Source organism: Arthrobacter sp. RIT-PI-e, from assembly GCF_001187915.1.
Classification (GTDB): Bacteria; Actinomycetota; Actinomycetes; order Actinomycetales; family Micrococcaceae; genus Arthrobacter_D.
In genome coordinates this window covers 75,393-95,428 of sequence record NZ_LGIU01000091.1, presented here as the reverse complement: position 1 = coordinate 95,428, position 20,036 = coordinate 75,393, and the positions used below count along the sequence as shown (strand labels likewise).

Annotated in this window: 14 protein-coding genes and 1 pseudogene; 8 read left to right on the top strand and 7 right to left on the bottom strand. The window is 69.2% G+C overall.

Translation table 11 applies throughout. From position 1 onward, the window contains the following. Positions 1-21 precede the first annotated feature (21 nt). Both AC792_RS13440 and AC792_RS13435 read right to left on the bottom strand, forming a co-directional pair. Positions 22-1,014, bottom strand: a complete 993-nt coding sequence (locus AC792_RS13440) for a sugar ABC transporter substrate-binding protein (RefSeq protein ID WP_082177749.1) — start codon at positions 1,012-1,014, stop codon at positions 22-24. A gap of 143 nt (positions 1,015-1,157) precedes the next feature. Continuing rightward, positions 1,158-2,819, bottom strand: a complete 1,662-nt coding sequence (locus AC792_RS13435; RefSeq protein WP_049831009.1) for an amidohydrolase — start codon at positions 2,817-2,819, stop codon at positions 1,158-1,160. A gap of 217 nt (positions 2,820-3,036) precedes the next feature. Between AC792_RS13435 and AC792_RS13430 the strand changes: the two genes are divergently transcribed. Further along, the gene (locus AC792_RS13430; RefSeq protein WP_049831008.1) at positions 3,037-3,990 is read left to right on the top strand and encodes a helix-turn-helix domain-containing protein; all 954 of its coding nucleotides are present in this window, start codon (positions 3,037-3,039) and stop codon (positions 3,988-3,990) included. A gap of 165 nt (positions 3,991-4,155) precedes the next feature. Here AC792_RS13430 and AC792_RS13425 read toward each other — a convergent pair whose 3' ends face one another. Then, on the bottom strand, positions 4,156-7,185 hold the full coding sequence (locus AC792_RS13425; protein WP_049831007.1) for a cytochrome P450: 3,030 nt from the start codon (positions 7,183-7,185) through the stop codon (positions 4,156-4,158). A gap of 168 nt (positions 7,186-7,353) precedes the next feature. On the opposite strand from AC792_RS13425, the gene AC792_RS13420 reads away from it, so the two are divergent. Both AC792_RS13420 and AC792_RS13415 read left to right on the top strand, forming a co-directional pair. Then, positions 7,354-8,277 (top strand): LysR family transcriptional regulator, encoded by a 924-nt coding sequence (locus tag AC792_RS13420; protein ID WP_235436743.1) that lies wholly within the window; start codon positions 7,354-7,356, stop codon positions 8,275-8,277. Further along, positions 8,274-8,678 (top strand): HtaA domain-containing protein, encoded by a 405-nt coding sequence (locus tag AC792_RS13415; protein ID WP_082177747.1) that lies wholly within the window; start codon positions 8,274-8,276, stop codon positions 8,676-8,678. The genes AC792_RS13420 and AC792_RS13415 overlap by 4 nt, the downstream gene beginning before the upstream one ends. 88 nt (positions 8,679-8,766) lie before the next feature. Here AC792_RS13415 and AC792_RS13410 read toward each other — a convergent pair whose 3' ends face one another. After that, positions 8,767-9,468, bottom strand: coding sequence for a FadR/GntR family transcriptional regulator (locus AC792_RS13410; RefSeq protein ID WP_049831004.1), 702 nt, complete (start codon positions 9,466-9,468; stop codon positions 8,767-8,769). A gap of 153 nt (positions 9,469-9,621) precedes the next feature. Here AC792_RS13410 and AC792_RS13405 point away from each other — a divergent pair, with 153 nt between their 5' ends. From AC792_RS13405 to AC792_RS13390, 4 genes are all read left to right on the top strand, one after another. Beyond that, the gene (locus AC792_RS13405; RefSeq protein ID WP_049831003.1) at positions 9,622-10,521 is read left to right on the top strand and encodes an ABC transporter substrate-binding protein; all 900 of its coding nucleotides are present in this window, start codon (positions 9,622-9,624) and stop codon (positions 10,519-10,521) included. 40 nt (positions 10,522-10,561) lie between these two features. Beyond that, entirely contained in the window at positions 10,562-11,443 is an 882-nt protein-coding gene (locus AC792_RS13400) for an amino acid ABC transporter permease (protein ID WP_160317649.1), read from the top strand. Further along, positions 11,440-12,231: an amino acid ABC transporter ATP-binding protein gene (locus AC792_RS13395; protein WP_049831001.1), complete on the top strand. Its 792-nt coding sequence runs from the start codon at positions 11,440-11,442 to the stop codon at positions 12,229-12,231. Before AC792_RS13400 ends, AC792_RS13395 begins: the two co-directional genes overlap by 4 nt. Positions 12,232-12,318: 87 nt before the next feature. Further along, complete coding sequence (locus AC792_RS13390) at positions 12,319-13,893, top strand: gamma-glutamyltransferase family protein (protein WP_049831000.1); 1,575 nt, start codon at positions 12,319-12,321, stop codon at positions 13,891-13,893. Positions 13,894-13,985: 92 nt separating this feature from the next. Here AC792_RS13390 and AC792_RS13385 read toward each other — a convergent pair whose 3' ends face one another. From AC792_RS13385 to AC792_RS13375, 3 genes and pseudogenes are all read right to left on the bottom strand, one after another. After that, on the bottom strand, positions 13,986-14,483 hold the full coding sequence (locus AC792_RS13385) for a hypothetical protein (RefSeq protein WP_049830999.1): 498 nt from the start codon (positions 14,481-14,483) through the stop codon (positions 13,986-13,988). After that, positions 14,473-16,083 carry an APC family permease gene (locus AC792_RS13380; protein WP_082177746.1) on the bottom strand — a complete coding sequence of 537 codons (1,611 nt, stop codon included), beginning with the start codon at positions 16,081-16,083 and terminating at the stop codon, positions 14,473-14,475. Before AC792_RS13380 ends, AC792_RS13385 begins: the two co-directional genes overlap by 11 nt. Before the next feature lie 3 nt (positions 16,084-16,086). Beyond that, positions 16,087-18,143: pseudogene (locus AC792_RS13375) on the bottom strand (primary-amine oxidase). A gap of 453 nt (positions 18,144-18,596) precedes the next feature. Between AC792_RS13375 and AC792_RS13370 the strand changes: the two are divergent. Beyond that, positions 18,597-20,033, top strand: a complete 1,437-nt coding sequence (locus tag AC792_RS13370; RefSeq protein ID WP_049830998.1) for an aldehyde dehydrogenase family protein — start codon at positions 18,597-18,599, stop codon at positions 20,031-20,033. The last annotated feature ends 3 nt before the right edge of the window (positions 20,034-20,036 follow it).

Genomic DNA, 20,036 nt, shown 5'->3' with positions numbered 1-20,036 from the left:
CGTCCCGCCCGGGCTGCCGGCTCAGCCGCCGAGCTCGGCGATGTAGTCGCCGAGCTCGGGGGTGTCCTTCGTGACGAGGCTGACCGGGATGTCGGCGCTGGCGTCGGCCTCTCCCTCGCCGAGGGCGACGGGGATGTCGATGACGTTCATCACGAGGTCGGACAGGGAGAAGTAGGTCGCTGCACGGAAGAACTTGCCCTCCTGCATCTTCTGCAGGCCGAACAGGTTCGGGTCCAGGCCTCCCACATAGGTCTCGGGGTCGTCCTCGGCCCGGCCGGAGGCCACCAGGGCCTGGTAGGCGCCCTGCGCGGCATCGCCGACGGCGGTGACCACCACATTGGCGTCCGGGTGCTGTGCCAGCAGTGCCGTGGTGACCGAGAGGGCGTCCTCGGGGGTCACGGCCTGCTGTTCGGCCACGATCTGCAGGTCCGGTCCCACCTCCTTCAGGCCGTCCATCAGGCCCCGGGTGCGCTCGATGCCGATCTGGCGCTCGGTCTCGTTGAGCACGATGACCTCGGCGTCCGGGCCGACGTTGTCCAGCGCCCACTGCGCGGCATCCTGTCCGAGCTGGTACCCGGAGTCGTAGAAGCTGAACTGCAGCGTCGCGTCCTGGTTCTGCATGTCACCGCCGTAGGTGACCCAGTACTTCCCCTCGCCCTGGTACTGCTGCGCGATGCTCTCCAGGCTCGCCGGGTCCACGGGGAAGGACACCACGGCGTCGACATCGCTGGTGAGGAACGAGTTGAGCTGGCTGACCTGTTTCTGCAGGTCCATCTCGTCGTTGGTGAACACCACCTCGACGCCCTTCTCCGCGGCGCGTTCCTTCACGATCCCGGAGATCGCCCCGTACACGGGCAGGGCGGTGAAGGGGTAGTCGAAGAGGATCTTGTCGACGGTGCCGCGCTCGACGGGCTCGGCCGCGGACGTGTCGGCCGTCGTCGTGCCGCAGCCCACGAGGACCAGCGCTGCGACGCCGGTCGATGCTACTGCTGCGGACAATCTACGAGTGTGCATGTGGTGTTCTCCTCGGTACGTGGGATGGGTGGGTGCGGGTCGGTGGGATCGGGGGTGGCCAGGACGTGGCGCAGGTCCATGAGGGCGCGAAGGGGTGGGGCGAGGGGAACGGTGTCCCCGTGGACCGTCGTGGCGTGGTGTGGTCAGGAGGTCACGGGGTGGGTGTGGACACGGCGCCCCGCGAACCATGTCTCGGTGGCGTACGTGTCGACGATGCGGTCCGCGGGGACGGTGAAGGGATCCATGCTGAGGACAGCGAAGTCCGCGGACTTGCCGACGGTCAGGGACCCGGTCACGTCGTCCAGGCCCATGGCCCTGGCGCCGTTGATCGTGAAGATCTCCAGGGCCTCCTCGAGGGAGACCGCCTGTTCGATCCAGAGGGTCCCGGGTGCCCGCCCCAGCGGGTCCGCCCGGGTCACCAGACCCTGGATCCCCTCCCACGGGTTCGGTGACACGCTCACCGGCCAGTCCGACCCGCCGGCCACGAGTACCCCGAGGTCCAGGAGGTCGCGGTTCGGTTGGAGCTGTGCAGCCTGCTCCGCGGGCCTGACGGCGGCGATCGCATCCGGGATGACCCCGGGGAACCAGAGGTAGGGGGAGATGTCGGCGGCCACGTCCAGGGACGAGAACCGCGCCCGGTCCTGGGGGTGCACGAACTGGCCGTGGGCGATGTGGTACCTCTGCTCCGTGTGCCCGGCCGACCGGACGGCGTCGATGGCGTCGAGAGCCACCCGGACCGAAGCATCCCCGGTGCAGTGGATCTTCGCCCCGAGACCGCGCTCCGCCGTCCACAGCAGCCACGCCCGGAGTTCCTGCGGGTCCATGGTGGTCACACCGCAGTGTCCGTGGCCGTGCTCGGCGCTGTCGAGGTAGGGGGTGAGGAACGCGCCGGTGTAGGTCGGTGGTACCCCGTCGAGGGCCACCTTCACGAAATCCGGCCGGTGGTGCTCGGTGCGGAACTCCTCACCGCGGACGACCAGTTCCTCACCGAAGGGGGTGTTGGCGAACAGGAAACCCGAGGACAGCATGCACGAGGACACCCAGGCGTGCAGCTCCCCGGCCTCGTCGAGCTCACGCAGCGCACCCATGATCTCGACCGTCGCCGCCGCGTCCTGGAACGCGGTGATGCCGAACGAGTGCAGGATCTCCAGGGCCCGCCGGCTGGCCTCGCGGTACCGCTCGGGGGTGCGCTGCAGGCCGGCGTCCACCGCCTCCGTCAGCGAGATCGTGGCGGACTCGAGCAGCAGTCCTGTCGGTTCCCCCGTGTCGGGGTCACGCACGATGTGCCCCTTGTCGGGATCGGGCGTGTCGGCCGTGATGCCGGCCAGTTCCAGCGCACGGGTACTGGCGAACCGGTTGTGGTGGCTGTCGTCGGTCAGTGCGACCGGGCGCCCGCCGGCGGCCTCGTCGAGACGGTATCGCGCCGACACGTGCGAGAAGTCCTCGATGAGCACACTCCCGAAGGCCTCACCGATCACCCATGCGTCGGCCGCCAACCCGGCACTGTAGTCCCGCACCGCCTCGATGACCTCGTCGAAGCCGGCGGTCGGTGAGAATCCCAGCTGGTACAGGTCCGCCTCTCCGGCCATCAGATGGTGGTTGTGGACGTCCACCAGCCCCGGGATCACCGCAGCACCTGCCAGATCCACCACCTCGGTGCCCTCACCGGCAAGGTCCCGTACGTCCTCGTCGGATCCGCCCCGGAGGACCCTCCCCCCGCCGATGGCGAAGGCCGTGGCACGGGGTCGGTGCGGGTCCATCGTGCGAACGACAGCGTTGGTGACGATGATGTCGGCGCCGGTCATGAGTCCTCCTCGGTCGTCCCGGGAACCCCGTCGTCCCAGGCATGTGTTCAACTATCGGCGCTCGACCCGTGCCCATCTTGACCACCAGCGCACCCCCGTTGACGTGTGATGCAGATCTCCCGCCATGTCATCGAGGTGTCTCCGATCGGAAATACGACCGACATCCGCGAGGGGGAACGTCGTACCGGTCCCCCTCCCCCATGTGATGGACGTACCGATGAACCGCCCTTCCCTCCAGCTCGCTCCCACGGACCCCACGGCCTGCTCCGCCCTCGGGAACCCGGCCTCCGGCACGAGGTCGTGGTGCGGTGACCCGCGGGACGAGGACGCCGGCACCGTCAGCGTCCTCGACATCCGTGCCGATGCCCGCGGAACCGCACCCGACCCCGGCTCGTACACACCTGCACAGCAGCAGATGCTGCACCTCACCGTCGTCGAGAACGGTGCAGCGGTGATCATCCAGGGAGGACACGAGACCGTGCTCCGCACCGGCGACGTCACCGTGCATCCGGCCCATCTGGCCCACTCCGTGCTGCTGACCGGGAACACCCGGCTCTCGGTCCTCGCGTTCCCTCGGGAGATGCTCCTGACCGGTGACGAACTCCTGGGATCGGTGACCGGACGGGTACTGGACGAGCGGCCGGAACTCACCGGCGTCGTCGGGGCATTCATCGCCCACCTCGCACAGCACGGCGGCGACCTCGATCCCCTCCACGCCCGCCGTCCGGGCGCGGTGGCCGTCGACCTGGCCGCCACCCTGATTGGATCCGGCAGCACAGCCGACAGGTCCACGACCCGGAGCACCATGATGGGAAGGATCGCCGCCTTCGTCGAGGACCACCTCGCCGACCCCGACCTCGACCCCCCGCGCATCGCACGCGCCCACCACATGTCCGTGCGAGCGCTCCACGCCCTGTTCGCCCAGCACGGGTCGACCGTCGCGAGCCGGATCCGCACGCGCCGCCTGGCGCGCTGCTACGACGCACTGATCGATGCGCGCCTGGCCTCGGTGCCGATCGCGACCATCGCGTCCACCCACGGGTTCACGACCCCGGCGCACTTCACCCGTGCTTTCCGTGCCCGGTACGGGCGCACACCGTCGGAGGTGGCACGGCGTACTCGCTCGCAGGACCAGCGGCGGACCCCGCCCGACGTGTCCTCCGTGGGGTGATGAGGCACGACCCGTCGCCTCCGGGGCGGAGCGGGAAGCTCGGCCGTACCGTGCGGAACAGGCAGGGTGCACCGCGGTGGATCGCCGCGGGTCCACGCCCCGGCCACCCCGGGGTCCGGCGGCGATGCCGGTGGCTCCGGTGTTCCTGGAGGTCGGCGGCTGCGCTCAGCGCGTCGGGGTGAGGAACCGCGCGCCGAGTTCGGCCAGGACGCCGTCGGCCCAGTCGCGGGCCACCTCGGTGGCCTCCAGCGGGCCGGCTGCATCGTGGCGTCCGTACTCGCCGACGCGCCGAGCACCGCAGGACGAGAGTGCCTCGTCGAGGAGTTCACTACCGCGCGAGTAGGTTCTCGAGTAGCTGCGGTCGCCCATGCCGAACACCGCGTAGGTCATGGCGGAGAGATCCGGTGTGCGGGTGAGGAGTGCCTCGCGGAAGGGGCGGACGCCCGTCGGTAGTTCGCCGTCGCCGTAGGTGGAGCAGACGACCAGGTGCGGGCGGGAGGGGTCGAGGTCGGTGACGGCGGCGTCGGAGAGGTCGACGACGGTGACCCGTGCCCGTCCGCCGAGGTGGCGGCCGAGGTCCTCGGCGATGAGCTCGGCGTTGCCCGACTCGGTGCCGAAGACGATCGTCAGCGGGATCCCGCCGTCGTCCTGCCGTGCCGGGTCGGTGGCGTGCACAGGAGGCAGCGCGATCCCGGGATCGTGGGCCGCTCGGAGGAGGGACTGGTGCGTACGCAGCTTGGTGCGTACGCGTCCCGGTGCGGCGGTGCGGGTCTCGTGGGCATCGATGCGCCGCCAGGCGGTGAAGTCGATCTCGCCGGTCAGGTCGCCGAAGGCGGTGGCTCCGGGCGCGGAGGTGCCGATCAGGCCTGCACCGAGGTCCTCGGAGATGATGCGGGCGAGGGACCGGGCATCGGTGCGCTGGTCGGGGATGGTGCCCCGCGGGCCGCGACGCAGCCACCCGGCGACGTAGAGCCCCGGTTCGACGCGCCCCTCCGGGTGGGCTCCGGGCAGTGCCCACCGGTCCGGGCCGGCGGTGAACCCGACGGCGGTGACGACGGTGTCGGCGCGCAGGTGGAGAGGACCTCCGGGTCCGGTGAAGTGCACCACCTCCACCGCGTCCTCGCCCACGATCCGCTCGGGTGCCGTCCCGAACCACCACTCGACGCGGATCCTCCCGGCGCCGCGATCGAGGCCGACGGCGGTACCGGTGGATGCCAGTGCCCGGACGGCGTCGACGCGCGCGTCCTTCCCCTCGGCGCTCCCGAGGTCCTCGAGGCCGTGGACGACGTGCTGCACGCCGGGAAGGGTGCTCAGCTCCCTGACCATGACCGGGTCGAACTTCGCCTGCGCCGGCATCGAACGGCCCACGACGTGGACGGTGCGCACCGCGCCGACGAGCCGCGTGTGCACGTCGTCGTCGATGTCGCTGCCGTGGAGCCCCTCCTCCAGCCGGACGATCAGCCGCACGAGGTCGAGGGCGACGTTGCCCTGGCCGACGACGACGACGTCCCGGCCCAGCGCCGGGACCGGTCCGCTCTCGTCGGGGTGCCCGTTCAGGATCCGTGTCACCTGTCCCGCGCCGAGGACGCCTGCGAGGCGGGCTCCGGGGATGTCGAGTCGGGCGTCGGCGGGCAGTCCGGTGGCCAGGACCACCGCGTCGAAGCCTGTCCGGAGCTGTGCGAGGTCGAGATCCGTCCCGAGGCCCACTCCCCCGTGGAAGCGCACCCCGTCGTGGGTGAAGAGGCGGTCGAACTGGCGGGTGACCGACTTGGTGCCCTGATGGTCCGCCGCGACCCCGTAGCGGACGAGCCCGTAGGGCACGGGGTTCCGGTCGAACACGTCGATCTCGGCGTCAGGGAACATCCGCCGGATCGCCTGGGCGGAGAAGCAGCCGGCGGGTCCGAAGCCGACGACGGCGATGCTGGGGGCCGCGTCCGGGTCCGGGGTGTCGGGAAGCGTTCTGGAGGATCGGTCTCCGGGCACCTGCGACGAGGTCGGGGCCGTATCCCAGGTGACCGGGAGGTCAAGCATGCCGCGGAACACCCACCCGCCGATCGCGGCGGGGCGCTCGGGGTGCAGGTCGATGCCACGGAGCCGGCCGAACAGGGCGGGCAGCCCCACCGTGGCGACCTCGGCCCTGGCCACCCACGCGCCGAGGCAGACGTGCACACCCTTGCTGAAGGCCAGATGCGGCCTGACTTCGCGCCGGATGTCGAAGAGGTGAGCATCATCCCAGACGGTCTCGTCGCGGTTCGCCGAGAGCACGCAGATCCCGAGTTTCGCGCCGGCGGGAAGTCTCACGCCGGCGAGCTCCGTGTCACGGGTGACCTGCCGCGAGTAAAGCCCGATGGGGGCGACCCAACGGATCGCCTCGTCGAACGCGACCGGCCACAGGGACGGGTCGGCCTCGACGGCACGCCGCTGGTGCGGGTGCGTGAGCAGCGCCCACGCGGCGACGCCGATCGCGTCGCGTGGTTCGTTCAGTCCCCCGCCGATGGTCATCTTGATGTTCGCGCGGATCTTCTCGAGCGGCATCCGGTAGTCGGGGATCCGCAGCAGGCCGGAGATGAGGGAGGAATCGGGGTTCCTCGCGTGCCAGCGCAGCATCTCGTCCAGCGCGATGTCCACCTCGTCGAAGGATGCTCTGCCCTTCGCCCAGACCTCGGGGTCGTCGGCGTAGTTCCCGGTCGCGTCGATCAGGGTCTGGGACCAGCGCTGCAGATCCTGGTGGGTGGCGTTGTGGAACCCGAGGATCTCCCGCAGATTCTCCGCGGAGTACGGTGCGGCGAAGTCCCGCACGAGATCGGCGCCGGGACCCATCGCGATCATGGCGTCGAGGTAGCGCTCGGCATTGCGCTCGAACACCGAGGTCCATACCCGTTTGACGACTCCGGGGCGCAGGACGGGCTGCCATGCCCTGCGTTCGGGGTAGTGCTCGGGATCGTCCCGCCGGAGCATCGAGTGTCCCATCGCCCGGATCTGCAGGGAGTTCTCCTCGTTCGCCGAGAAGGTGTCCTGGTCGAACTCGGTGGCGTGCACGGCCTCGTAGCTGGTGATCAGGTACCGGCCGACACCCGGCACCCAGTGCACACCGCCCTCCGCCCGGAGCCGGTCGTAGATCGGGAAGGGGTCGCGGTGGAGGTCAGGGATCGTGATCCAGTCCGCGACCGGCGCCGTGTCGTTCGTCCCCGCCATGACCACTCCTTCGTGTCGTCCCGACATCGAGCACTCCGGTCCGGTGATCGCCGGGCAGGGCTCCCAGCGGTGTGCAGGGTAGGCGGGCTCTTCTCGAGTATCACCCGCCCACCACTGGTGCAAAAGCGGGTTCAACCCCGATGATTGTCCGATGGAGGCGGATTTGTGGTGACGGTACCCGGTTTCACGCTCCGGCAGCTGGCCTATCTCGTCGCCGCAGCCGATCACGGGACGCTCAGCGCTGCCGGGCAGCACCTCCATGTGTCCTCCTCCGCGCTCTCCGACGCCCTCACGGACCTCGAGCGCATCCTGGGAGCCAGGCTCACCGTCCGCCGCCGCGCCCACGGCGTCACCCTGACCACCGCCGGGGCGCGCGTGGTCGACCAGGCCCGACCACTGCTGGGCGCCGCACGCGAGCTGGCCACCTCCCTGCGGGCGGGCGAGGGCGAACTCGTCGGCCCGATCACGATCGGCTGCTACCCGACGCTCGCGCCGACCGTCCTGCCGCCCCTGCTGCACCACTTCGGCGAAGCGCATCCACGGGTGGACCTGCACATCCTCGAGGCGACCCACGACCAGCTGGAGGGCAGGATCGAGTCGGGCGACGTCGACGTCGCCTTCGTCTACGACACGTCGGTCCCGGGGAACCCGCGGTGCGAGAGGCTCTTCTCCCTGCCCGCCCACGTCCTCCTGCCCGCCACCGATCCTCTCGCGGCCGCCGACGGGGTACGGCTCGAGGACGTGGTGGGACGCGACCTCATCCTGCTGGATGCACCACCGTCGAGCCAGCACACCCTCTCGCTCTTCGCGAGCCGGGGCCTGAGCCCGCGGATCCGGCATCGGACCACGAGCTACGAGGCAGTCCGGACCCTGGTGGGCCGCGGTCTCGGCTACGGGATCCTGGTGCAGCGCCCGGCGAACCCGGCGAGCTACGAGGGCTACCCTGTCGTGATGAAGGAGATCCTCCCCGCGGTCGAACCCGTGGGCATCGACGTCATCTGGTCGGCGACCCAGGATCCGCCGGAGCGGGTGATTGCACTGATCGCCTTCGCCCGGACGATCGCCTGGCCCGTGCCCGGTGCACCCGCATGAGCGTGCTGCGGTGGTCGATCAAGGACTCCCTGCTCGGCTACGTCCGCGCCATGCACGACGGGGAGATCATCAGCGACGGCGGTGCCACGGACACCGGCGACCGTTTCGAGTTCCCGGCCACCGAGGACCCTCTGCGGTTCGCGGGGCGTGTGCTGCTCACCGGGCACGGCGGCATGATGCGCGTGTCCATCACCGATCCCGGGATCGTCCGGACCGCCGGAGGGTGGATACTGGAGATCGCCGACCCCGACGACACCGCGGTGCGGTTGCCCTTCGCCGTCCTGGCCGGCTTCGACGGCGTCACCGCCGAGGCTGCGTCCCTGACCCACGAGGGGTCGGATCTGTTCTTCGGACCGTACGTCGCGGGTACGCCGGTGGACGCCCCCGTCCTGGGGCCCTGATTCCGACGGAGCGAACGTCGGACCGAGGACCCGGTCTCCGGCGTCACATCGGACGGTGTCGGCCCGGGCACCGTCGGCCCAGACACCGTCACTGCTGGGCCTCCTGGAGGATACGGCCCCGGATGGACGCGACGTGGGCCGCTGCGGCGCCGAAGGCACCGGGCGCATCGCGTCGCGCGATCGCGTCCGCGATCGCGCGGTGTTCCTGCACCGAGGTCGAGATCCGACTGGGCGTGAGGTACTTGTCACTGCGCGAGAGCGCGGTGAGCTCCTGCGCCTTGTCGAGCAGGCTGACCAGCAGCGGATTGTAGGTGTACTGCGCGACGGCCAGATGGAACGAACGGTCCAGCACGACGAAATCCGGTCCGGACTCCACTGCTCGTGTGTCCTCGACGATCTTGTACAACTGGGACACGTCCTGTTCACTCGCGCGTACGGCAGCGCGCTCGGCCAGGGGCGGCTCGATGCATGCCCGGACCTCCATGACCTGAAGCAGCTCCACGTTCCCTCCCGGCAGGCCGGCTCTGATCGTCCGCCCCATGGGGGACGCGTCGAAGCCCTGCACGATCGTCCCCGCTCCCGGTTTGCGAACCACCAGCCCCTTCTGGGACAGGTCCCGCAGTGCTTCGCGCACACTCCCGCGGGAATACCCCAGCTGTTCGGCCAGGGCGCGTTCGGAGGGGATCCGCTCCCCGGGTCCGATCCGCCCGTCGAAGATCATCCGTTCCAGGGCCGAAGCCAGGCTCTCCCCCCGGGTGAGGTGGGGGGAGAGGAACCGAGACAAATCCATGGGGCGCTCTTTCAGTCGGATGGCAAGCAGCTTGAAACAGAAAATTTACGTTGCCGCGCGGGTTAACCCCTTGCGTCGTGACGTTCCTCACTGTCACAGTGGTGCGCACCAGATATTTGGTCCAATGGTCGAACCAATTTTAGGGAGAACCTGATGACGAGTTCCACGCGCATGTTGACCGCCCTGGCCACCGTCGGGTCTCTCCTCCTCCTGACCGGCTGCGGGGGTGACGCGGTATCCGAGAATACGACCGGCGAGAGCACGCGCACGGCGGATTCGGCGATCGCGGACGCAGTTCCCGACTCCATCAGAGCCGACGGCAAGCTCACGATCGGCGTGGACCCGAACGTGCCTCCTCTGGCCTTCACCGATGCCGCCACCCAGGAGCTCACCGGGTTCGAGGTGGACCTCGCCCGAGAGATCGCGGGGACGATGGGCTTGGAGGCGGAGTTCGCGACGACACCGTTCTCCGGACTGATCGCAGGTCTCGACGCCAGACGCTACGAGACCGTCATGTCCGCCGTGACGGACACGAAGGAGCGGCAGCAGACCGTCGACTTCATCGACTACTTCAACATCGGCGCCGGCATCATGGTCCAGGAGGGCAACCCGCTGGGCATCGCGGAACAGCTGGACCTCTGCGGGACACGGACCGTGGTGATGGGCAACAGTCTCGGGGAACGCGCCGCGGATTCCGTATCGAAGGACTGCGTGGCGCAGGGCCGGCCAGAGGTCGACAAACTCGTGGTTCAAGGTCTACCGGACATTCCCCAGTCCCTGACGACCGGGCGGGCGGATGCGGCGCTGAACGCCATGATGGGTGTCGTGGCCGCCGAGACCGCGGCGCCGGACACGTTCGACGTCGTCGGCGAGGCATTCAACAACATCCCGGCCGGAGCGATCACCCACAAGGAGGACGTCGAGCTCCGGGACGCCATGGCACAGGCGATCGTCGCGCTCCAGGACGACGGCACGTACGACCGCCTCCTGGAGCAGTACGACCTCGGATTCGGCAGCCTCAAAGGCGCCCCGATCAACAGCGCAGAACTCTGAGGTGAGCGTCATCGAACCGATGAGGACCGCGTCCACCGGCATGGCAGAGGCTGCCCCGACACTCACGATGCACCGTCGACGCCGGATCAGCGAGTACTTCTACTGGGCCGTGCTGGTCGTGGTCCTCTTCACACTCGTGCGTTTCGTCTCGACCAACGAGAATCTTCGACTGGACCTCGTCGGTGACTACCTGTTCAGCCCCGTCGTCCTCGACGGGGTGAAGATCACCCTGTTCCTCACCGCCGTCGGGATGCTGGGCGGAACCGTCCTGGGACTGGTGCTGGCCATCATGCGCATCTCCTCCAGCCCCGTCCTGCGGGCGGTGTCCGCGACGGCCGTCTACGCGTCCCGCAGTATCCCGCTGCTGGTGCAGTTGCTGTTCTGGTACTTCCTGGCCTCGATCCTTCCCACGATCACCGTCAGGGTGCCGTTCGGACCGGACATCTGGTCGGCGAACACCAACCAGCTCATCGGTCAGATCCCGGCGGCCCTGATCGCCCTGTCGCTGTTCGGTGCCGGCTACATGGCCGAGATCATCCGTTCGGGGCTCATGGCGGTGGACCGCGGGCAGGTCGAGGCCGCCGCATCCCTGGGCATGACCACCTCCCTGATCATGCGACGGGTCACCCTGCCCCAGGCCACCAAGATCATCATCCCGCCCACGATCAACCAGTTCGTGTCCATCCTCAAATACTCCGGGATCGTCATGCTGATCGGCGTGGGTGACCTCATGTTCCAGGTCTCGGCCGTGTACGGGCAGAACTTCCAGCAGATCCCCCTGCTCATCGTCGCAACCCTCTGGTACGGCGTGCTCACCGGCGTTCTCACCATCGTGCAGCACGCGCTGGAGAAGCACTTCAACGGTGAGTGGATCCTGCCCCGCAGATCATCGCTCCGCCTCGAGGAAGGAGCATCGTCATGAGCACCACCGTCGAGAACTCGACCCTCGCCCCGGCCCTCGTCCGGGTGCGGGACCTGCACAAGTCCTTCGGGTCCTTGAAGGTCCTCGAGGGTATCGACCTGGATGTCGCCGCCGGGAGCGTGACCTGCATCCTCGGCCCGTCGGGCTCGGGCAAGTCGACGCTCCTGCGGTGCATGAATCGCCTGGAAACCCCTGAACGTGGCACCGTCGAGGTGGCCGACCAGTACATCGGGTACTCCCGCGAAGGGGACCGCCTCGTCGAGCTGTCCGACAAGAAACTCTCCCGGCAACGCACCTCGACGGCCATGGTGTTCCAGCGATTCAATCTCTTCGCCCACATGAGCGCTCTGCAGAACGTCATGGAAGGGCCCCTCCACGTGCTGCACCGTAGCAAGAAGGAGGCCTCCGAACAGGCCCACCACCTGTTGGAGCAGGTGGGCCTCGCCGAGCGCGCGCACCATCTCCCGGCCCAGCTCTCCGGCGGCCAGCAACAGAGGGTGGCCATCGCGCGGGCTCTGGCGATGGACCCGCAGGTCGTGCTCTTCGATGAACCGACCTCGGCCCTGGACCCCGAACTGGTGGGTGATGTCCTGACGGTGATGACGGACCTGGCATCAGCCGGGTTGACCATGATCGTCGTGACACACGAGATCCAGTTCGCACGCGAAGCCGCCGACACCGTGGTCTTCATGGACGGCGGCAAGCTGGTGGAGCAGGGACCGCCCGGCGAGGTCCTCGTCGCTCCCCGACACGAGCGCACGAGGGAATTCCTCAGGAGAGTGCTCTAGGACTTCCGCCACTCCACCGGAGGCGAGCGCCCTCGCCGGGTACCACGGCTCACCGCCCATCATTCTGACAAAAGGACCTGTGTCACCATGAATGCCTCATCGTCACGCTCCGCTGCCATCGCCACACCTCACGACACCGCCACCGCCATCGGCGCGGGCGTCTACGCCCACGGGGGCAACGCGGTGGACGCGGCCATCGCCGCATCCTTCGCCCTGTCGGTCACCTACCCGCACAATACCTCCATCGGCGGGGACCTCATCGCCCTCGTCAGGACCCCCGACGGGACGATCCGCTGCATCAACGCCAGTGGCACGGCGGCCGGGGCGACAGACCCCGACGGACTACGCGGGAGATTCGGATCCACCATGCCGGTGTACGGGGCGGAAACGGTCACCGTGCCCGGTGCGCTCTCCGGCCTGGCGGCCCTGCACCAGGCAGCGGGCCGGACCCCCTGGGAGGCACTGGTCACGCCGGCGGCAACCCTGGCGCAGGAGGGTACGGCCGTCGCCGATTCGCTGGGCGGGGCCATCGGGCGGTACCTCGACCGGATCCTCGACGACCCGGGGATGAGCGCGGTCTTCGCCCCTGACGGGACACCGCTGGTGGCCGGGGATCTTCTCCGGCAACCGGAGCTGGCACGAACACTGGGAACCATCGCGTCGGAGGGCGTCCGCGCCTTCTACGACGGTGATGTGGGCAGCACCCTGGTGGCAGGACTGCGCGCTCGCGGTTCGGTGCTGGCCGAGGAGGACTTCCGCGGCTACAGCAGTACCGAAGCCCGCGTGCTCTCGAACAATCACGGAGCGTTCCGGGTACACACCAGTGGGCTCAACACCCAGGGGTTCCTGCTGCCCCAGGTCCTCGACGCGGGTGAGCTCCTGGACGTCACGGATCGACATGCCGGGGCCATGGCAGCCCTGTGGGTCCAGGCGAACAGGGATCGTGACCGGCTCCTGTCGGACCCCGCCCACACCCACGTCTCGGAGACCGACGTGCTCGACGCGGAGCACATGCGGGACATGGCCGACCGCGCGGCCTCCTGGGTGGGTGAGCCCTTCGCGGACGCCTTCCCCCAGCCCAGGGGAGACACCGTGGCGATCGTCGCCGCGGATGATGAGGGCACCGCGGTGTGCCTCATCCAGAGCGTGTTCCATCCCTTCGGCTCCATGATCCTCGAACCACGTACCGGGATCCTCCTGCACAACCGTGGATCGTTCTTCTCCCTGGACCCTGCACACCTCAATGTCATTGCTCCCGGTAAGCGTCCCGGGCACACCCTCATGCCCGTGATGGTGACGGAGGGCGCCGACCTGCGCTGGGTGATCGGCACGATGGGAGGCAAGGCGCAACCGCAGATCCACTTCCAGGTCCTGCGCCATCTACTGGACGGGTCGACGCCGCTGGAGGCCGTGGGCAGTCCTCGCTGGATCGTCGGCGGGATGGGCGTGGACCACGAGGAGAACGCCCTGTACTGCGAGGCAGATGTGTCAGCGGACGACCGCAAGGCCCTGGAGCTGGCCGGTTTCGTCCTGACACTCGTACCCCCGCACAGCGAGATGCTGGGTCACGCCAACATCGTGCAGATCTCCTCCACCGACAGCACCTTCACCGCCACCAGCGATCCCCGGTCCGATGGATCAGGGCGGACCATGACCGCCTGAGAACGTCCGGGACGGCACCCGGCGCCCGGGACGGACAGCAGCTGTGTCGGACCGTGACCCTGTGGCCGGCGACCGGAACGGTGGCGCCCCTCCTACGACGACGAGCTGCAGGACGAGGGGCGCAGCCGGCAGGACGCCAACGCGGCCACGACGAGTTCGAGGACGACGAGCGGCACCATCAGGGCGAGGTGCCCTCCCCCGCTCACATGGTCCACCGATGCCTCCGGGGCGGGCACAGACAGGGGGTGGAGGTGGTGCGTCGCCGTGACGCACGTACCCAGGGTGATCGCCAGCAGGTGCAGCAGGACCATGAGGAGGCTCATCGCGAGGACCATCCGCACGGGACCTGTGGAGTGCGGGCTGCGGACGAGTCCGAGCACACAGGGCAGACACATCACGCTCATCACGGCCATGACGAGCGAGAACCCCGGACCGTGCCCACCGGTGAGTGCGATCCACGCGTGCGCCGCCGTCGAACCCGCCGTGCACAGCACGAGGATCGCGTGCAGGACGCGTCCTGCACGCCTCGATCCTGTGACCGGCGCGGAGGTCGACTGCCGTGGTCCGGTGGCCTGCGCCTCAGTGGTCATGGCGGCCGGTCGAGTGCCGGGTGGGTCCATGAGCGGCCGTCCCGCCCTCCGGGGCACCGCCGGCGCGACCGGAGCCCACGACGGCGAAGACCTCGGGCCGGTGACGTCGGAGATGCTCGCCCCACACCACCCCGGCCACCCCGGTGGCCAGGATGATCCCGGGCATCACCACGGACAGGGGGCTGCGACCGTCGGAGCCGATGAGCACGTCGAAATTGATCAGGATCAGCACGAACACCGTCCCGAGTGCGGCTGCCGAGATGGCCGGGGCGATCCACCTGACCCACGGCGAATGCCCTGTCGGCTCCCTCCGGAAGTGGCCGATGACCGCGATCGAGGTGATCGCCAGCAGGAAGATCAGCCCGAACGCCCCGGCGTTGGTGAGCCAGGTGAACAGCGTCAGGACCGGGAAGAGCGGGCCGAGGTCCGAACCCCGACCGGCGAGCGCGAAGACGATCACGAGGATCACCGCAAGACTCGACTGGGTCAGCGATCCTGCCAGGGGCGCCTGGTTGCGGGTGCTGACGGTACCGAGCCAGGAGGACAGGACCCGCTCACGGCCCAGGGAGAAGAAGTACCGGGCGACAGCGTTGTGGAAGGCGATGAGCGCGGCCAGGAGACTGGTGACGAACAGGACCTGGGCGATGTCGGTCAGGACCGGGCCCCCGTGCTCGGCGATGAGGACGAAGATGAGGTCCGGTCCGTACTCGCGGGACGCGGCGACGATGTTCCCCGGCCCCACACCGACGGCCAGTGCCCAGGCCGAGACGGCGTAGAAGACGGAGATGATCGCGACGGCGATGAAGGTGGCGCGTGGGACTGCGCGGGCGGGGTTCCTGACCTCCTCGCTGTAGATCGCCCCGGACTCGAACCCCATGAACGCCGCGATACCGAAGGCCAGGACGGCCCCGATGCCGTAGGTGAAGAACTCCGACGGCATGAAGGGCTGGGCGCTGACGCCCTCGGGGGCGACGCCCAGCGACAGGGCGTCGACGACGACGACCACGACGAACTCCAGCGCCACCAGCACGGCGATGACCCTGGCGGAGAGATCGACCCGGCTCACTCCGAGGACCCCGACGAGCACCAGTCCCGCGAGGGCGCACACCCACCAGGGGGCGGAGATGCCCACGCGGGCCTGGAGGAAGGAGGACAGGGCGAAGCCGAAGAGCCCGTAGATCCCGATCTGCATCGCGTTGTAGCTGATCAGCGCCAGCCAGGACGCGCCGATGCCCTGGCGTGGGCCCAGCCCGTCGGCGACGTAGGCGTAGAACGCCCCGGCGTTGGTGATGCGCGCCGACATGGCGCCGTACCCGACGGCGAAGACCGCCAGGATCGCCCCGAGGAGCAGGTACGCCAGGGGCACACCGAGGAGCCCGGCGACGGCGAACGTGGAGGTGACGCCACCGGCGAGGACCGTCAACGGGGCGGAGGCGGCGATGATGAGGAAGACCAGGGACGCGGTGCTCAACCGCCGGCGGTCCAGGGCCTCGCCGAGACCACCCTGCGACGCAGACCCGGTGGGGAAGGTCGATGCACGGGGGGTGGCAGTGCCCGTGCCGGTGCCCGGGTGGTTGTCGGTGTGGTTGTCGGTGGCCATGGTCTAGTCCCCGCAGCCGCAGGTGCCGGGAGCCGAGCCCGCGGTGGTCGTGCCCGAGCCCGGGTCACCGGTCCCGGTGATGGCGTGGGCGGTGTCGGTGGTCGGCACCGGGTCGCTGTGGCCGACCTCGGTACCGCAGCACGTACCACCCGCACTGGACCAGTCCGGGAGGTCGAGGGCGGGGTTGCGGTCGAGGAAGCCGTAGGGCTTGAACCAGAACCCGTAGTAGTCCACCGGCATGACCGGCCAGTCCTCGGTACGGGGTATGTGGGTGGGGCCGAAGGTGTGCCACAGCACGACGTCGGTGTTCTCCAGGGCGCGGTCCTGCTGCACCCATCGACCGAGCCGTCCCCGGCGTGCTGGTTGGGGAAGTCCCCGGCGGGGAAGCGTTCGTTCTCGTCGAAGGCGGTGACCCAGAGGGGGTGGGGGGCGAACTGCGCGCGCTCGCGTGCCGAGGAGCCCTCGGCCGCGAGCAGGCGGGGGCCCGGGGGGGGGGTCAGGGGGTAGGCGGGGGGGTCACCGACGGGGTTGCGACGGTTGGGGTTGGTCACGAACCATTTGCGGCCGGTCTCCGTGTTGGCGTCCCTGGCACCTTCCGATTCCCGGGTCACGTCGGTGCGGGACCAGGTGAAGGCGTTGCCGTAGGGATTGTCCTCCCTCATCGGCAGACTCACGAGGTTCTCCTCCTGAACGGAGTTCTCCATGCCGTCCACGGCCACGTCGAGGCGGGCGCAGAAGAGGTGCTGGTGCACCGGCGCCTGGATCCCGGGGGCGATCTCGGCCGAGTGCCTGTTGGGTGCACCGGGCTCGCAGGCACCGGCGAAGACGATGCCGGTGGCCTTGGCCTCGACCTGGATGGAACCGTCGAGGTAGAAGTACCAGAAGAACCCGTACTCGTAGTTGCCGATGGTCGCGAAGTAGCTGATGACCAGGCGGCGGGAGCGTCGTACCTGGGGGCTCTGCCCGGGTTCGGTGTGCTTCCAGAGGATGCCGTAGTCCTCCTCGTGCATGCAGATGGCGTGCGGGATCTCCATGGGACGGCCGTCGTCGTCGGCGACGAACGCGTCGAAGTACTGGATGACGCCCAGGCAGTCGCATCCGAGTTTCAGGGAGTTCGCGTTCTTCCCCAGGAGGTACTCGCCGGCGTCGAAGTAGCTGATCCAGAAGCGGGTGTTGGTGGTGTCCCCGTAGGGGACGACCATCTCGGGGACCGACCCGCGGTAGAGCACCGAGCGCTCCTCCGGCCGGTCCCCGGTGTCGTCGCGGAAGGTCACCTGGTTGAGGACGAGGCCCTCCTGGGCGTTGAACCCGATACGCAGCCTCCAGTTCTCCCAGGTCACCTCGTTGCCCTCGGTGCGGAAGGAGGGGCCCTCCGGCTGGACGATGTCCAGGGGCTTCAACGTGGTGCGGGCGGTGCCGGTGTACCGGGGCTCGTAGTTCGCGTCCCCCAGCGGGACGGGGACGTCGCCGTCGTCCTCCAGGCGGACGACCACGCCTGCGGTGAGGTCCACGTGGGCGATCAGGCCCTCCACGGGATGACCCCAGGCGTTGTCGCCCTCGAAACGGCGGTGGAAGGTCAGGGAGCGGATCATGCGTCTGCCGGTTTCGTCCTCGCGGGGGAAGTACCCCGGTGCCAGCGGGGTGACGGAGGTGTGGGTGGTGTCCACGACCCCGCGGCGAGCCATCGCCGCCTGCCACCGTGGATCGTCCTTGACGATCTGCGCGGCGCGGTCGTACTCCTCGAACAGGTACTGTGCCTGCCCGTAGGGGTGCTCCCCGGTGGCCAGTGTCGTCTCGGACACCACCGTCCCGGCGGTCACCGAGACGACGACCCGGCGCGTCCGGCCGGTGTCGGTGTCGAGCAGGGTGAGATCCAGTGAGCGGTCGAAGTCGTCGTCACCGTCCCGGTGGCCCAGGACCACCGACTTGGGAGGCTCGACCGGCATCACACGCGGGAACCGGGTGCTCGGGCCCACCAGCCCGGCGTGCTCCACGACGTCCCGGGCCGCCGAGATCTCCGCCGGGGTCAGCAGGTCCAGCGGGTGCCGCACCCCGAGCATCGAGGGCCGGACACCGCGCGAGGTGACGGGGGTGTTGGTGATGTCAGTCATGACTGTCCTCCAGGGGAAAGCGACCCGGCCGCGCTCAGCGGCCTCGACGGATGATTCCCCCCATCGTGACGAGAAGTACAGCCGATGTCCTTGACCCGTCCGGGTTCCTTCCCGAAATGGTGATCGCCGTGCGCGGAAAGACAAACCTCCGGCCCGCCACGGCACCCACGGTGCACCGGCAGGCACCCACGTGCACCACGTACACCGACGGGCTCACCGTGCTGTCACCACCGTCGTGGCCGAAGTCGTGCGCGCAATGTCAAGAACCCGGGCGCTACGGTCCTAACCCCCGGGGTGTGACGCCGCGCACAGTAGGAACACGAGACGGAAGGACCGGTGGGACATGACACCGGGGACGCCCTCCGTCGCGCACCCACCGGTTCTTCAACGAGGAGACGCACCATGACCGCCGAAACCCTGACCTCGCCCACCTACGCGACCGCGGCCGAGCTGCTGGCCGCCATCGAGGCCTCCGACGGTGGACGCCCCATCCTGGACCCCGCCACCGAGGAACTCGTCGCCCACGCCCCCGAGCACACCGTGGACGACCTCGAAGCGGCCGTCACCACTGCCCGCGCCGCCCAGCCCGCCTGGGCGGCCCGCGGCCATGCCGAACGGTCGGCGCTCCTCGTCGCGGCGGCGGACGCCCTGGACGCCAATGCCGCTGCGCTGGCCGAACTGCTCAGCAGGGAACAGGGGAAGCCGCTGAACGGACCCAACGCCCGCTTCGAGGTGGGGGCCTGTGCGGCCTGGTTGCGTGCCACCGCCGGGCTCGAACTGGAGCCGGAGATCCTGGTGGAGGAGAACGGTTCCACGGCGGAGCTGCATTACCGCCCCCTGGGTGTCGTCGGGGCGATCGGACCGTGGAACTGGCCCATGATGATCTCCGTCTGGCAGCTGGCACCGGCGCTGCGCATGGGCAACACCGTCGTGATGAAGCCCTCGGAGTACACACCGCTGTCGGTCCTGGCACTGGTGAAGGTCCTGCACCTGGCCATCCCCGAGGAGGTCCTCCACGTCGTCGCCGGAGGCCGCGAGATCGGCGAGGGCCTGTCCTCCCACCCGCTGGTCGACAAGATCATGTTCACCGGGTCGACAGCCACCGGCAAGGCGATCATCCGGTCCTCGGCCGACACCGTCAAACGCCTCACCCTGGAACTCGGTGGCAACGACGCGGGGATCGTCCTGCCCGACGTCGACCCCGCAGCCATCGCCGAGGGCCTGTTCTGGGGTGCCTTCATCAACACCGGGCAGACCTGCGCAGCCCTCAAACGCCTCTACGTGCACGAGGACGTCTACTCCGAGGTGTGCGAGGCCCTCGTCGCCATCGCCGGGACCATGCCGATGGGGATCGGCCTGGACGAGGCGAACGTCCTGGGACCCCTGCAGAACCGGGCCCAGTACGACATCGTCGCCGACCTCGTGGAGCAGGCCAAGGCCTCGGGATCACGGGTGCTGATCGGCGGGGATCCCGACACCGCACGCCCCGGGTACTTCTACCCCACCACACTGGTGGCCGACATCGCGAACACCGACGCCCTGGTGGCACAGGAGCAGTTCGGGCCCGCCCTGCCGATCATCAGGTACTCGACCGTCGACGAGGCGATCGCCATGGCCAACGGACTCGAGGTCGGCCTCGGGGCCTCGGTGTGGTCCTCCGATCCGGTCAGGGCCCGGGAGGTGGCCGCCAGGATCGAGGCCGGCACGGTGTGGATCAACAAGCACGGCACCATCGACCCGCGCGTGCCCTTCGGTGGCGCGAAGCAGTCCGGCTACGGTCTGGAGTTCGGCGTCGAGGGCCTCAAGCACCTCGGCGCACCCCAGGTCATCGACGGCTGAGCG